The 14890-nt window shown below is 70.2% G+C and carries 11 protein-coding genes and 1 pseudogene; 6 read left to right on the forward strand and 6 right to left on the reverse strand.

Annotated features, from left to right (window positions below):
• Window positions 1–17: 17 nt before the first annotated feature.
• The 3 genes from ACZ7CF_RS28235 to ACZ7CF_RS28245 are packed head-to-tail and all read right to left on the reverse strand — an operon-like array spanning window position 18 to window position 4760.
• Window positions 18–2750, reverse strand: a complete 2733-nt coding sequence (locus ACZ7CF_RS28235) for an AMP-binding protein (protein ID WP_470370979.1) — start codon at window positions 2748–2750, stop codon at window positions 18–20.
• On the reverse strand, window positions 2737–3915 hold the full coding sequence (locus tag ACZ7CF_RS28240; protein ID WP_458431102.1) for a hypothetical protein: 1179 nt from the start codon (window positions 3913–3915) through the stop codon (window positions 2737–2739). Before ACZ7CF_RS28240 ends, ACZ7CF_RS28235 begins: the two co-directional genes overlap by 14 nt.
• Window positions 3885–4760: an AurF N-oxygenase family protein gene (locus ACZ7CF_RS28245; RefSeq protein WP_360391856.1), complete on the reverse strand. Its 876-nt coding sequence runs from the start codon at window positions 4758–4760 to the stop codon at window positions 3885–3887. Before ACZ7CF_RS28245 ends, ACZ7CF_RS28240 begins: the two co-directional genes overlap by 31 nt.
• On the opposite strand from ACZ7CF_RS28245, the gene ACZ7CF_RS28250 reads away from it, so the two are divergent.
• The 6 genes and pseudogenes from ACZ7CF_RS28250 to ACZ7CF_RS28275 all read left to right on the forward strand — a co-directional run bounded on the left by ACZ7CF_RS28250 (window position 4734) and on the right by ACZ7CF_RS28275 (window position 10924).
• Entirely contained in the window at window positions 4734–4985 is a 252-nt protein-coding gene (locus ACZ7CF_RS28250) for a hypothetical protein (protein WP_360391853.1), read from the forward strand. The genes ACZ7CF_RS28245 and ACZ7CF_RS28250 overlap by 27 nt on opposite strands.
• Before the next feature lie 264 nt (window positions 4986–5249).
• Window positions 5250–5558, forward strand: a complete 309-nt coding sequence (locus tag ACZ7CF_RS28255) for a hypothetical protein (RefSeq protein WP_360391850.1) — start codon at window positions 5250–5252, stop codon at window positions 5556–5558.
• Between the two features lie 22 nt (window positions 5559–5580).
• Window positions 5581–6270 (forward strand): SDR family NAD(P)-dependent oxidoreductase, encoded by a 690-nt coding sequence (locus tag ACZ7CF_RS28260; RefSeq protein WP_360391848.1) that lies wholly within the window; start codon window positions 5581–5583, stop codon window positions 6268–6270.
• A 1-nt stretch (window position 6271) separates the two neighbouring features.
• On the forward strand, window positions 6272–7645 hold the full coding sequence (locus tag ACZ7CF_RS28265; protein ID WP_470370980.1) for an ANL family adenylate-forming protein: 1374 nt from the start codon (window positions 6272–6274) through the stop codon (window positions 7643–7645).
• A 70-nt stretch (window positions 7646–7715) separates the two neighbouring features.
• Window positions 7716–9407 (forward strand): annotated as a pseudogene (gene cmlS / locus ACZ7CF_RS28270) (chloramphenicol-biosynthetic FADH2-dependent halogenase CmlS); the annotation flags it as partial.
• 665 nt (window positions 9408–10072) lie between these two features.
• Window positions 10073–10924 carry a hypothetical protein gene (locus ACZ7CF_RS28275; RefSeq protein ID WP_360391840.1) on the forward strand — a complete coding sequence of 284 codons (852 nt, stop codon included), beginning with the start codon at window positions 10073–10075 and terminating at the stop codon, window positions 10922–10924.
• 222 nt (window positions 10925–11146) lie between these two features.
• On the opposite strand, the gene ACZ7CF_RS28280 is transcribed toward ACZ7CF_RS28275, so the two are convergent.
• The 3 genes from ACZ7CF_RS28280 to ACZ7CF_RS28290 form a co-directional block, all read right to left on the reverse strand.
• The gene (locus tag ACZ7CF_RS28280; RefSeq protein ID WP_360391838.1) at window positions 11147–11629 is read right to left on the reverse strand and encodes a hypothetical protein; all 483 of its coding nucleotides are present in this window, start codon (window positions 11627–11629) and stop codon (window positions 11147–11149) included.
• Window positions 11630–11795: 166 nt separating this feature from the next.
• Window positions 11796–14066 carry a hypothetical protein gene (locus tag ACZ7CF_RS28285; RefSeq protein WP_470370981.1) on the reverse strand — a complete coding sequence of 757 codons (2271 nt, stop codon included), beginning with the start codon at window positions 14064–14066 and terminating at the stop codon, window positions 11796–11798.
• Window positions 14063–14704 (reverse strand): peptidoglycan-binding protein, encoded by a 642-nt coding sequence (locus ACZ7CF_RS28290; RefSeq protein WP_470370982.1) that lies wholly within the window; start codon window positions 14702–14704, stop codon window positions 14063–14065. The genes ACZ7CF_RS28285 and ACZ7CF_RS28290 overlap by 4 nt, the downstream gene beginning before the upstream one ends.
• Between the last annotated feature and the right edge of the window lie 186 nt (window positions 14705–14890).

Genomic DNA, 14890 nt, shown 5'->3' on the forward strand with positions numbered 1-14890 from the left:
CGTTCGTGCGTCGGGGGTCAGGCGCTCACGACGGACGTGCCCGGCAGCAGGGCCAGCAGGTCCGCGAGCACGTCGCGGTCGGTCTCGTGGCGCGCTTCCCGCCAGCCCCGTCCTCCCAGTGCCGACTGCGTCGCGGCGAGCACCCTCGGGTCTGCCGCTCCGCCGGCCCTGGCAAGGTCGAACCAGCCGCCGACGTCGACGACGTCGGACTCGGTCAGCCCGGTGACCGCCAGCAGGTCCGCCAGGCCGTAGGTGCGGTGCACGACGACCTGGGAACGCGCGGGTGCGCCCTGCACGCCGGCCAGCAGCGCGTCGACCAGCAGACCGACGTCGCAGACGGGCACGTACCCGTCGAGCCGGGGCAGGGCGCGCAGGCGGACCGAGAGGTCGAGCAGGGACGAGAACCAGTCGTCCCGCAGGAACGCCCTGTCCGTCTCGCCGTGGCCGTAGACCAGACCTGCCCGGTAGCTGGCGCCCGCGCACCCGACGGCGGCCAGCGCGTCCACATAGGACTCGCAGATGAGCTTGGAACGCGAGTACGGCTCGCCCACCGCCGTGAGCGCCTGGGCGGACAAGGTGCCGAACCGCTCTCCCGCGGACGCCGCCGAGAGGAACGCGAACGACTGAGCGCCCCACGCGGCGGCGGCGCGCACGACGAGAGCGGTGGTGCGCACGCTGCCGGACATGTGCCGGTCCAGCGGCAGCAGGTGGTTGACGTCGTAACCGCAGTGCACGACCGCCTCGACCGCCGGCCCGGTGCCCTGCGCCAGGTGGCGTTCCAGCTCCGGGTAGCCGATGACCTCCACGGCGCCGAGTCCGGCCTCCGGCCGGCCGAACCTGGCGGCGTGGCCCGCCTTGAGCCGCTGCGCGCTGCTGGTGCTGACCACCAGCACGCGGTGACCGTCGTCGAGCAACCGTTCCAGCACGTGCCCGCCGATGAACCCGGACGCACCGGTCAGCAGCACCGGGCCCGGACCGGTGGGCGCGCCGCGCCGCAGCTCTGGCAGCTCCGCGCGCAGGGCCGCGAGCTCGGTCTCCGCCTGCCGGAAGGCCAGCTCCGCCGGGGAGAGGTCGCGCACGACCTCCTCGCCGCGCACGTGCCGCAGGAAGTCCGCGGCCACGAAGTCGTACTCCATGGCCTCGAACGCCGCCTCCACCGCCTGCTGGCCGAACAGCTCGGCCAGCTTGACCTGGATGCGCATCATCGCGAGCGAGCTGCCGCCCGCGTCGAAGATCGACACGTCCGCGCCGACCTCCTGGCCCAGCACCGCGGCGACCACGTCGAGCACCTGGCCCAGTTCCTCACCGCGGGCGCCGCCGGGCGCGGTCGTGGGTTCGGCCAGCAGCTCACCCAGCGCGTTCTTGTCCAGCTTCCCGCTGGTCGCCAACGGGAACTCGGGAACGACGGCGACCCGGTCCGGCACCTCCCAGGCCGGGAGCAGCTGCCGCAGCCGGACCATCAGCGCGTCCTCGCCGTCCGGCGCCTCCGTCGTGGCGAGCACGAGCTCGTCGTCCAGCTGCACCATGGCGACCTGCACGCCGAGGTGCGCGCTCAGCGCGAACTCCACGTGCGCCAGGTTGACCCGGTGCCCCAGCCGTTTGACCTGTTCGTCGACGCGGCCCATGTAGGTCAGGCCACCCCGGTCGAGCGCGACCCGGTCGCCGGTCCGGTAGGCGCGGCTGCCCCGCACCTCGCCGAACCTCTCCCGCTCGCGCGGGTCCCCGCCCACGTAGCCCAGCGCCACCCCGTCACCGACGATCACGAGCTCGCCGATGCCCGACTCGGTCAACCGGCCGGTGTCGAGGTCGCGCACCAGTGCGGAGAACCCGTCGATGGGCGTGCCGATCGTGGTGGCGAACTCGGTCAGCTCGGCGACCGAGAAGCACACGGTTCCCTCGGTCGGGCCGTAGGCGTTGAACACGCGGCTGTGGCGCGCGGCCGTGTCGAACTCCGCCTTGCCCAGCGCCTCACCCGCGAACTGCACCTTGCGGACGTTGCGCTGAGCCCGTTCGCCGAGCCGGGCGTACACCGACGGCGGCACCATGATCAGGTCACCGCCGTGCTCCGCCAGGTGCTGCGAGAGCGCGCCGAGCCACGACTGCACACCGCGGGCGGGCACGACGACGGTCGCACCCGCGTGCAGCGGCACGACGATCTCGGTGATCGAGGCGTCGAAGGACAGCGAGGCGAACTGCACGACCTCCTGCCCGGGACCGATGTCCAGCAGGCGGGTCAGCGACCGGCAGAGGTTCAGCAGGCCGCCGTGCCCCACGTCGACGAGCTTGGGCGTGCCGGTCGAACCGGAGGTGAAGATCGAGTAGGCGACCGCGCGGTCACCGGCGTCCGGCACGCCGGCCGCCGAGGCGGTGAGCGGCACGGTGCGGGTGTCGAGGGCGGGCACGCCCGCCGCGGCGGCTTTCGCCAGCGAGTCGTCGTCGAAGCAGACGGCGAGACCGGGGTCGGCGACGCGCGCCGACTCCACGAACCTCGCCGTGGGCAGCGCGGGGTTGGCCGGGGTGTGCACGGCGTGGCTGCGCAGTGCCGCGAGCGCCCACAGCACGGACTCGGCGGAGTGCTCGCCCACCACCAGCACCCGGCGGCCGGGCGGGCACTCGCGTCCGATCCGCGCGGCCAGTGCGCCGGTGATCCGGTCCAGCTCCGAGTAGGTCCACTCGCGACCGGCACAGCGCAACGCCACCCGGTCGGCGTGGCGCGCGAACGCACCGCTCAGCAGGTCAGGCAGTCGCACGGAGGGCTCCAATTCGCTGTTCGAGTTCGGAGAGGACGACCGCGACGGTGTCCTCGCCGATGAACCGGCTCTTGTACTGCAGCTTCATCAGCGGCGGTCCGGGGAAGGAGCGGTCGGCGAGGAACTTCAGGTCCTCGAAGACGCGGTCGCTGCGCACCCGCACCCAGTCCCAGTCGCGCGGCTCTGGACGCATGAAGGTGGTGTCCGAGACGACGATCCGCGGCATCCGGCCCCGGCTGAACGCGGTGGCGAACGCGGTGAGGTCGGACATCGTGTAGCGGCCCAGCCCCTCCAGCCGCGCCCTGGTGGCGGCGAAGTGCTCCGGCGTGTACTCGCCTGCGCGTTCCCGGTGCACGACCAGCGGCCGGATCTCCACGAAGTAGCCGCCCCTGCGGGCGAAGTCCCAGCGGGAGAACGGGTACTGCAGCACGAGTCCTCCGCCGACCACCCGCAGCACGGTGGCGGTCACCGCGGCCAGCAGGTCGTCGAACGAGAGGCCGGGGCGCAGGGGCAGCCAGCGCTCGGAGCTGCCGGAGATCGTGGGCACACCGGGTCGGCCGGGTGTCGGCAGCGCTCCGAGCTCCCGCTGCACCACCTCAGGGTCGGCGGCCGGCAGCGCGGCGAAGCGGGCGAGCATCCCCGAGTGGTCCCGGTAGCGCGACCCCGGCCGCTTCACCGGCTCACCGCGCAGGTGTGCGCGCAGCTGTCCGAGCAACACCACGACGTCGGCGAGGTCGACGACCATGTGGTTGAACTTCGCGAACACCAGGTGCCGGCCGTCGTCGTGGGGCCAGAAGGCGACGTGGACGGCTTCGTCCAGGCCCAGCGGCCGGGTGTTGTGGTAGGCGGTGGTCACCTCGGCCAGGTCGTCCGGGCTGCCCGTCACGCGGGTGTCGTGGACGACGCAGGTGGCTTTGACCTCGTGCTCGGGAACGCCGATGAGGTTGCCCAGCGCGGCGGTGACACCCAGCTCCCGCAGGAAGTCCTCCGTGTCGCGCGGGTCGGTGGCGAGCACGCCCAACGCGGCCGCGCACGGGTTGACGTCGCAGTCGAGGCCGAGGTCGCGCAGGAAGCTGAACAGGTCGCGGACGGCGACCGCGTCCTCGCGCAGGACCGGTGTCGTGGCCACCGCGGTCAGCCCTGCTTCGCCGCGGTCGTGCCCCACGCGAACTCCACCTGGTCCAGGACGTCCATCTCGGACAGCAGCGCGTGCACACCGGAGTGGTCCTGCACCAGGTGCGTGCCGCCCTGCTCCTCGCGGATCTCGGCGGCGGCCTTCTCCCAGCCGGGCAGCCCCTCGAAGTCCGCGATGGTCTCCCAGGTGGTGAAGTCGGGGGCCACGAACGCGGCGAGGCCCGCGACCACCTTGTCCAGCACGAACCGCTTCTGGTGCGCGGGCAGGACGTCGTGGACCTGCTTGAGGATCTCCCCGGAGATCGAGGCGTGGCAGTACTCGTCCCGGTTGTGCAGGCGCACGGTGGTGGAGTTGACGACCTGGATGTCCTCGTCGTTCGCGAGCAGGTCCAGGTAGGCGTTGATGGAGATCTCCGCGACGGTCGCGAACGCGAGCGTGGTGAGGCTGCGCTCCCAGCGTTCCGCGCAGCGGTCCACGTGCTCGTCGTGGATGGTGGTGATCAGCGAGTCCGGCAGAACGCGGTCGGAGAACTCGTAGCGGCGCATCCGGCGGGTGGTCGCACTGCCGTTCATGTGCATGAGCGTGTGGTACTGCTCGTCGACCATCGCCTGCGCGATGGCGAGCTCGAGCTCTTGGCCGCCGGCGCCGGGGTACTCACCGGACGCGACGAGCTGGAAGCCCGGGTTCGCGATGCCCTGCTCGATGAGGACCGTGTTGCGGTTGTAGGCGATCCAGCCCCAGCTGGTCATGCGCGACCGTTGCGCGTCGGACCACCGCTCCCACACCGGGTGGGCGCTGAACGGCACCATGTCCACCCGGAAGTCCGGGCGGTCGGGGTCGAACAACGCGTGGACGTCCGGTTCCGCGCGCTTCACCGCCGCGCGCCGGTGCCAATTTCCAACCAACCTGGAAATCACCGCGCTTTCAGCGGAATCAGTCCGGTCGAACGCGGGCAGACCGGCGATTTCGGTCAGCCCTCCGCCTTCGGCATCGGGATCGGCCTGACTGCCCATGGCACACCTCTCTCGCTGTCGAATATCGCAGTGGATTTCCTGCCGCCGAGTTTGTCGAGCGCCCCGAACGGTGACAAGTGGTGTTGAGCGCCGCGCGGACACGTGCGACTGCGGCAGTGCCGCACTCGCACACCGGTGGTGCGTTCAACCTCCGCAAAAGTCGCCGGAGTCGCTTCCGAAGGCCGATATCCGCTGCTAGCGTCCGAAACCGGCAGGCACCCGACGCGGTGCCGCACCCATCCGGCGGCCGGCCCCCCAATCGGGACAGCCCGTGCGGCGGAGGGCCTCCAGACGAGATCGTGAATCCGGCGCAATTCGACGCGCCTGGAGAACCGGTAAGAGGAGAGCACGGTGGACGATCGCATCCTGCAGATCATTGTTTCCGCAATCGAGGAGCTGAACGAAACGCGGGAGGAAAAGATACCGACCGACAATGTGCTCGACCTGCGGCTCTACGGCGGTGACTCAGGGGTGTTCGAGTCCATGCACCTGGTCGGTTTTCTCGCGCTCGTCGAGGAGAAGCTCGAAGACGAGTTCGACGTGGAGGTGGCACTCGCCTCCGAGAAGGCGGTGTCGCAACGGGTCAGCCCGTTCAGCAGCGTCCGGCGGCTCGTCGGCTTCGCCGAGGAGGAACTGCGGCTGGTCGCGGCACCGCGGTGAGGCGGACCGAACCGTGAAGGTCATGATCACCGGTACCCGGACCGGCATCGGCAAGGCGCTGGCCGAGCACCTGCTGGCGGCCGGCCACGAGGTCGTGGGGTGCAGCCGCAAACCGGGCGGCATCGAGCACGAGCGCTACGACCACCACCAGGTCGACCTGACCGACACCACCGCGGTCAAGGCGCTCTTCCGCGAGCTGCGGCGCACCCACGGCCACCTCGACGCCCTGATCAACAACGCCGGCACGTCGGTCATGAACCACTTCATGCTGACGCCGGAGCAGACCACGCGCCGGTTGTTCGACCTGAACTTCTTCGCGGTGCTGAGCTGCTGCCGCGAGGCCGTGAAGCTGCTGCGCCGCTCGGAGCAGCCCAGCACCTCGATCGTCGCGTTGTCCACGGTCGCGGTGCCGTGGGCCATCGACGGGCAGCTCGCCTACTCGGCGAGCAAAGCCGCTGTCGAACAGCTCGTGCGGGTGATGAGCAAGGAACTGGCAGAGCACGGTGTGCGGGTCAACGGCCTCGGCGTGCCGCCGGTGAGCACCACGCTCACGCGCACCGTGCCGCGCGAGCGCATCGACGGACTTGTCGGCAGGCAGGCGATCAAGCGGATGTGCACCACCGCCGACCTGTGCGGGCCGGTGGAGTTCCTGATCGGTTCCCAGTCCGCGTTCGTGACCGGCGAAACGATCTTCCTGGGAGGAGTGAACTGACGTGCGGGAAGCATTTCTGGAGCGAATGGCCGGTTTCGGCGAGCGCACCGCGTTGTGGGTGGACGGTGTCCCGCACAGCTACGCCGCCCTGCTGGACCGGATCGGCGAGATCCGCCGCCTGCTCGCCGAGGCGGGCGCCCGCGCGCACGACGCCGTTGTCCTGGAAGGGGATTTCTCCCCCAACGCGGTCGCGGCGCTGTTCGCGCTCTACCTCGACCGCAACACCGTCGTCCCGATGGTGGGCAGCACACCGGTCACGGCGGAGACCGTGCGGGAGACGTGCGCGCCCCGCTTCACCCTCCGCACCGCCGACGCGGTCGAGGTCGTGCCGATGTCCGCCGCGGGTGCGCCGTCGCCCGCCTTCAGCGAGCTGGCCGGGAGGGGCGCCGCCGGACTGGTGCTGCTGAGCAGCGGCAGCACCGGCACCCCGAAGGCGATCCTGCACGACCTCGACGCGCTGGTGGAGCAGAAGCTCGCCAAACGCCCCCGCGGTTCCGTCTCGCTCAACATCCTGATGGTGCTGATGTTCGACCACATCGGCGGCATCAACTCGTTGCTGAGCACCATGCTGGTGGGCGGCGCGGCGGTCCTGCCCGCCAAGCGCACGCCCGACGAGATCTGCGGGCTGATCGAACAGCACCGCATCCGCGTGCTGCCGGCCAGCCCGACGTTCCTGAACCTGATCATGGTCGGCGGCCACCTCGAACGGCACGACGTCAGCAGCCTCCGGCTGATCACCTACGGCACCGAGCCGATGTCGGCCGAGCTGCTCGCCCGCGTCGGCGCGGCGTTCCCCGGCGTGCGGCTGGTGCAGACCTTCGGCACCAGCGAGACCGGCATCGCCGCGACCACGAGCGAGTCGTCCAGCAGCACCTACTTCAAGATCGCGGACGACAGCACCCGCTACCGCGTGGTCGACGGCGAGCTGCAGCTCAAGAGCAGCACGCAGTTCCTCGGCTACCTCAACCACCCGGCCGACGCGGTGACCGAGGACGGCTGGTTCCGCACCGGTGACCTGGTCGAGGAGAACGGCGACGGCTACCTGCGGGTCAAGGGCCGCGCCACCGAGGTCATCAACGTCGGCGGCGAGAAGCTGCTCCCGCTCGAGCTGGAGTCGGTGCTGCTGACCAGCCCGCTCGTCGAGGACTGCGTGGTCTACGGCAGGCCGAACGCCATCACCGGCCAGGCGGTGTGCGTCGACGTCAAACCGGTGGGCAGCCTGACCAGGGCGGAGGCCAGGGCCCACGTGCGGGAGTTCCTGACCGGCCGGGTCGAACCGTTCAAGATCCCGTCCAAGGTGACGGTGATCGACGACATCGGCATGTCCGACCGGCTCAAGAAGGTGCGGCTGCGCCCGCACAGCGATCAGGACTGACCTTCAGGCGGACCATCCGCCTGATGACACCACGAAAACCCTTAGGGGGAGCGGAATGGCACGGTCGAAAGTAGCTGTCGTCGGCGGCGGGCCCGCGGGCTGCGTTGCCGCGTTGACGCTGCACAAGCTCGGGCACGACGTGGAGGTCTTCGAACGGGAGACGTTCCCGAGGTACCGCATCGGTGAGTCGTTGCTGCCGGGGACCATGTCGATCCTCAACCGGCTGGGGCTGCAGGACCGGATCGACGCCGCCGGTTTCGTCAAGAAGCCGTCGGCGACCTTCCTGTGGGGACAGGACCAGGCGCCCTGGACCTTCTCCTTCGCCGCGCCGAAGATCAACCCGTGGGTGTTCGACCACGCGGTGCAGGTGAAGCGCGAGGAGTTCGACCAGATGCTGATGGACGAGGCCAGGTCGCGGGGCATCCCCGTGCACGAGGCCACGACCGTCACCGGTGTCGACGTGTCCGCGGCCGACTCCGTGACGTTGTCGCTGCGGCGCGCCGACGAGCGGTGGGACGTGACGGCGGACTACGTGATCGACGCCGGGGGCTCCGGCGGCCCGCTCAGCCGCAAGCTCAGCGTGCGCCGCTACGACGAGTTCTACCGGAACTTCGCGGTCTGGTCGTACTTCAAGCTGCCCGACCCGTTCACCGGCGACCTCGCGGGCACCACGTACTCGATCACGTTCGAGGACGGCTGGGTGTGGATGATCCCGATGAAGGGGGGCCTCTACAGCGTCGGCCTGGTGGTGGACCGCTCGCGTGCGGCCGAGGTGAGGGAGATGGGCGCGGAGGCGTTCTACCGCGCCACCCTGCCGAAGGCCAAGCGCGCCATGGAGATCCTCGGCGACGCCGAGATGGTCGACGAGGTGCGGATCGTGCAGGACTGGTCCTACGACGCTGACCACTTCTCGGCCGGCCGCTACTTCCTCTGCGGTGACGCGGCCTGCTTCACGGACCCGCTGTTCTCCCAGGGCGTCCACCTGGCCTCGCAGTCGGCGGTCAGCGCCGCCGCGGCGATCGACCGGATGACCGCGAACCCGGGCGAGTCCGAGGCCGTGCACGCCTGGTACAACCGCTCGTACCGGGACGCCTACGAGGGCTACCACCAGTTCCTCGCGTCGTTCTACACCTTCGCCTCGCTCACCGAGCCCGAGTCGGAGTTCTGGCGGCAGCGCCGCATCACCGAGTCCGACGACGACCGGCTGGTGCGCCGGCAGTGGTTCGACCGGCTGTCCGACGGTGACGAGAGCGCGGCGGTGGCGGACTTCCACGACCGCGCCGCGACGATGATCCACATCGGCAAGCACCAGCGCCAGGAGCTCTCGGACGAGTTCTCCGAAGCCGAGCTGGACGCCGCCAGGGTCCGCTGGATCAGTGGCCTGACCCAGCGGCTCAACAGCATCAGCAAGCTCGTCTGGACCGGCAGCAAGGTGCTGCTGAAGCCGCACTACAAGGTCGAACCGCTGAGCATGCGGCTGGAGCCGGTGCACGTGCTGGCCAACGACGCCGACGAGGACCTCACCCAGTACGTGATGGGCGAGGCGGAACGGCAGGTGTTCCAGGAGCTCGCCGAGGAGAACTTCGGCTACCGGGCGCTCGTGAAGAAGCTCGGCGCGATCGGCAAGCAGGAGATCAGCGCTCAGCTGGTCACGCGCCTGATGGAGGCGGGCCTGATCACCGGCTTCGACAGCGCGGGGGAGAAGGTCGTCATCCAGGGCCGGCTGCACTTCGGCGGCGTGGGCGTCGAGTACGAGGTCTGACGCGAGGTCCAGGTACCCCCGGTGGAGACCCCACCGGGGGAACTCGCGTTTCCCGGTCCGGTTCCCGGCAATCTTGTTCAACGTCGTGTTGATTTGTTCCGGAACAAGTGTTATAGGAGTCCCACCGGCGGTTCTGATCACGCACGGTCAACGTGCACGAGTCGCGTGGCTGATGCTTAGCGGAAATAAACTTTGACAGAACCGCGGTGTGCTCAGAGTTATTCCATGATCTTGCAGCTTGCGCTGTATGTGAGCGCTCCCACGAGCGTGGGAAAACTGCCGCTTCGCAGGTGGGGGCACTGTTCGACGTGCTGGTCCGATCGGGCGACGAGGTGGATAACCAGCTGGAAACCTGGTTTGTTAAGAAGAAACGAGCTGGACAGCTGGGGGCTGACTGGGGCTGTGCTGCGCGTGACCACAACGAGCCTGAGCGGCTTCCATCACTTTTGTCGCCCAGACCCGCGGCACGGGGTCGGCGATCCACCACACCGGAGTTCTTCATGTCAGGAAAAGCGGCGTCGCACCAACAGGCATCAACGTCCGAAGTAGACATCGACACAGTGCTGCCCGGCGACTCGCCCAGATCCAGGACAGACCCGGAACACGTCCGGATCCTGGTCGAGTGCGACACGGACCTGCCTCCGATCCTGGTGCACCGCCCGACCATGCGCGTCATCGACGGAGCGCACCGCGTGGAGGCGGCCCGTGCCCGCGGCCAGCGCACCATCGCCGTGCAGTGGTTCGACGGCGGCGAGCGCGACGCGTTCCTGCACGCCGTCAAGCTCAACGTCACCCACGGTCTCCCGTTGACCAGGGACGACCGCAAACGCGCCGTGATACGCATCCTGAACACGCACCCCGACCTCTCCGACCGCGCCATCGCACTCGCCGCCGGCCTGGGCGCCAAGAGCGTGGCCGCCCTGCGCCGCGAGACCGTCCCCCGGACCATGGACGTGCGCACCGGCCGTGACGGCCGAGCCCGCCCCATGACCACGGCCTCCGGCCGGACCGCCGCGGCCCAGGTGATCCGCGACCACCCGACCGCGTCGTTGCGCGAAATCGCCCGCCAGTCGGGCATCTCCGTGGGAACGGCTCGCGACGTCCGGCAAAGGCTCGCCGAAGGCCGTGATCCGGTACCCGAACGCGAGCGCCTGACAGCGGCCACCTCGGGCCTGACGAACCACCTGTCGGTGCTGGACGTGCTCTGCAACGACCCGTCGTTCCGGCTCAACGAGGTCGGCAGGCAGATCCTGCAACAGCTGCACACCCAGCTGCGCCGCATCGAGGACTGGCGCGACCTGGCACCCGGAATCCCGCCGCACGGCCGCAGCGCCGTGGCCCAGATCCTCGCGAGCTGCGCGGAAGACCTCCGCCGCACCGCCGACACCCTGCGCACCTTCGACCACCGCGACAGCCCCCCGCGCACCACCGAGTGCCACGCGATGGTGCCGATGGCACGCAGCAAGCCGCGGCACAACCCGCTGTCGTCCAGGAGCAAGCACTCCGCGCTCTTCTGACCGTCGCGGTCCGGCCGGCCGGGTTCCGCAAGACCGCGGCGGGGTCCTGCCGGCCGTCCTCGCGGTCGACAGGATGAAGGCCACCTCCGCCAACGGTCGCCACCACCGCCTTTGCTGCGCTCGCCCACAGTCGTCCTGACCGCAGAACCGTGGTCCTGGTCACCGACGCTTGGCAGCCGGCACCGGCGACCGTTGGAACGTCAACGGTGCGTGCGGTGGGCATCAGGTCCCGGTGGCGACAAGCACGAGCGCACGGTCGTCCGGCACGAGGTAGGCCTTGGCGAACCACTTGTCGGCGGTGAAAGCCTGGTCGAGCCGATCACTGGTGAGGAAGCTGCCACTGGGCAGCTCACCGCGCAGGCCATCGACGACGTCCGGCGCCTTGCCGGCAGGCTCGGGGCTGTACGCGGACCTCAGTTCGTCGATCTTGCTCTCCGGCAGCGTGATCACGGCGTCGATCCAGTAGGTCGACGGGCCGGGTGCGCGGTCGGAGCCGAGGGTGCCCGACATCCAGCGGGCCTGCTCCGGGGAGCCCAGAGCCGCGAACCGCTTGGTGAGCGGCTCGAGGTCGGTTCGCAGTTCGCCGGTGCCGGACTTGCCGGCGGCGTCGGTGGTGCGCACGTTCGTTCCTCCGTTCCACAACGACTGACAGCCCGCGGTCAGCACCGCGCACAGCAGCACGGCGGTCAACCTGGTGAACCTCACCGGCGCTCCCCTGGGGTTGTCCGAGGTCGGTCCTGGTGATCGTGCCGTGTGTGTCAAACGGCTGCTGCAGGCTTCCCGAGTGCCTCCTCATCCGGTGGCAGTTCGTCGACGTCATCGCCCTGAGCGCTGATGGTGAACTGGTTGAACGTGTTCCGCGCGGTCGGGATCAGGTGGAGGGGACTGCGCTGGGAGGTGACGTGACCGTGGTCGTCGGCTCCGGGGACGACGATGGCGCGGTCGTCGCGGTCGTCGCAGTGGTGCTCGGTGGCGCGGTCGTCGTGGGCACGTCGGACGAGGTGGCCGGACGGGAACTTTCCGCCGACGTGGTGTTGAGCGGTGGGGTGGTGGTCGGCGCGGTGCTGGGCAGGGGAACGCCTTCCTGCCGGAGCACGTCGAGGATGCGGGACTTGGCGCCCTCCAAGGCCTGCTGGATCTGTTGCGCGGTCAGGCTCGGCACGTCCGCGGCCAGTCGGGACAGCTCGGCCCACACCGCTTCGAGCCGGGCTTTCGCCTGGGGGCTCAGGTCTTCGGGAAGGCTGACGACCAGTTGCGAGGCCAGCGCGTACGTCACGCACTCGACACACGAGTGGTTGACGGCGACGGCGATGTTCTGCGGCACCACCACGTTCGCCTGGCCCACCACGAGGACCACCTGGAAAGCGACCGCCACCGTCGTGCAGCCCCGGCACGAGGCCAGCGCGTACGCCTCGTTCCTGTTGTCCACCACACCATCGGTCGCCCACACCAGGGCGAAGGACACCTTGTAGCGGACCGCGCCGTCGGTCGTGTTGACGACCAGGACCTGGTTGTCGCCCGGCCCTGGAGGTTTCGGCCGGTCGAACGGGAAGACCCACGTCGGGGCACCCGGCGAGACCGGTTCCAGGACCATCGCCAGGACCGGCTTGTCCCTGCTGGGCAATGGTTTGCCAGCAGGCCACACAGTCTGGGTGGACACCGGTCGCGCCGGTTGGACGGGAGCCGGGCCCGACGCGGCGACGGGCACGACGTCGGTCACGGTGCCGCGCTCGTCGGACCGGATCGGCCGGTACCGGTCGGGTTGCGGCCACCACGCCCACGCCAGGCCCGCGACCACAGCGATCCCGCACAGCACCACGAGCGCGCGCCGGCCAGGCCTGCCCTCAGTGGAGCGCCAGTTACGGGTGACCAGACGACCCGCGAGCCGGGCCAGCAGCAGACAGACGCCGAGCACGGGCAGCACGATGGCGACCACCCCGAGCACCCGCACCAGCACCAGCGCGAGGTCTCCCTCGCCCAGCGCCGCGTGCGCCGACCGCCACTGCTCACCGGCGCTGTGCCACGCCGTCCCCACCACTCGCGGGAACGCCAGCACCAGCAGGGCCGTGCTCGTCAGCAGGATCGGCACGACGACGAGCACCCACGTCGTCACGACCGCGCGCGCCCACGGCTTGAGGACCTTCGACTCCGGCCTGCCCCAGCGGTGTGGCAACAGGCCCAGCAGCGTGGGCTTGATGTGGTGGAACAGGTCGGGGACACCGGTCAGGTCGGCGAGCACGTGGTATCCGTCGTAGCGCACCATGGGCGCGAGTTGGCGCACCATCTGGAGGATCTGCGTGGCGATCACCAGCAGCAGCGCATCCCAGCCGGTCAGCCACCAGACGCCGTGGACAGCGACCGCGACGAGCGCGTTGAAGTACAGCCCACCCAGGTCGGTGCGCAGCCGGCTGGCCCGGCCGAGCCGGTAGCTGTCGGTGACGTCGGTGTAGAAGGCGGGCCACAGCAGGTAGAGGCCGAAGCCCATCGCGCCGGGTGTCGCGCCGCCGTACCGCGCGGCGGCGGCGTGCCCGAACTCGTGGAAGCCCGCCGAGAGCACTGTCACCCCGAACACGAGCAGCAGCAAGGCGGGTTGGTAGAACGCCTGGTGCGTGGCACCGGCCAGGCCCTTGACGAACAGCACCCAGAACGACATCGCCGCGAACGCCACGAGCACCGCGGCCACGACCAGCGGGTGGAACAACCGCGCGAACGGCGCGGTGACCCGCCGGGTGACGCGGGGCTCGCTGATCACCCGGCGCAGGCGCAGGCCGAGCAGCGGTTCGGCCTTGCGGTGCACGGGTTGAGAGCCATCGGGGAGTTCGAGCACCCCGAGCGGGCGCAGCCTGGTCTCCAGCAGGGTGCGCACGTCTTCCGCGGTGACCGAGCGGCCGATGGCCGGCCCGACGACAGCGGCGATCCCGGCGTGGTCAGCACGCCCGTCCACGGCTTCGAGGACCCGGTACAGCAGCGGGGTGAGCTGGAGGACCTGGCCGTCGGCTCGGCGGACCAGGGCCGGTGGGCGGCGGTAGCCGGAGCCACGCATCTCGCCGATCAGTTCGACGTCGCGCGCCCGGCGCGGCGGGGCCGTGGTGAGCACGTCCCCGCCGGCCGGGTGTGGTGAGGCGTTCATCAGGTCGCTCACTGGTCGATGTCGGACCTCTGCGCGGCATTCGCCTCGGCGGTGCCGTCGATGGTCTGCTGGATGATCGCCTGCTGCTGCGCGACGGCGGTCGCCTCCGAGCCCACGGAGCCGAGGTTGGCGGACACGGCGGCGTCGATCGGGGCGGCCACGTTGGCGTTGAGGGCCACCGCGCCGTTGATCGGGGCGGCCAGGTCGAGGTCGGCGGCGAGGTCGACGTCCACGTTGAGCAGACCGCCGTCCAGCGCGCCGGCCAGATCCGTGGGCGTCGGGACCTGCGCCCCGCCAGCCGGCGGCTGCGGGGCGGGGGCCGGGGACGTGCCCTGGCCAATGGCGCTGTCCTGGTCGGAGTTGGCCACCGCCTCGCCGGTGATGCCCTGCTGGATCGCGACGCCCTGGTCGGCCATGGCCTGCGCGGTGGATCCGTCGGACAGCACGTTCGCGCCCACGGCGGCATCGATCGGGGCCGCGATGTTGGCGTTGCCCGCGACGGCCAGGCCGATCGGCGCTGCGAGGTCGAGAGCGAGGTCCAGGTCGACGTTCAGGTCGAGCAGCGAGTACACCTCCTTGTCCGGCAACGCCGTGCCACACTCGGCGGCCAGCTCGTCCATCGACAGCGGGGGCAGCTTCGCCTCGCTCATCCGTCACTCCAGTCCGTCGGCGCGCCGACCGGATCTCGATCGGCTGGTGGTCCAGACCTTTGCCGCTCCCTGAGGTCTTGAAACGGCCGGAGCCCGTTGTGGGGGCGAAACCGTCCTGGTGGCGGCTGTCCGTTGGGCCGAATGACCGACCGAAAAATGAAAGCCTTTCAGGACAACGCGTTCCGG

Source organism: Lentzea sp. NPDC036955, from assembly GCF_055608005.1.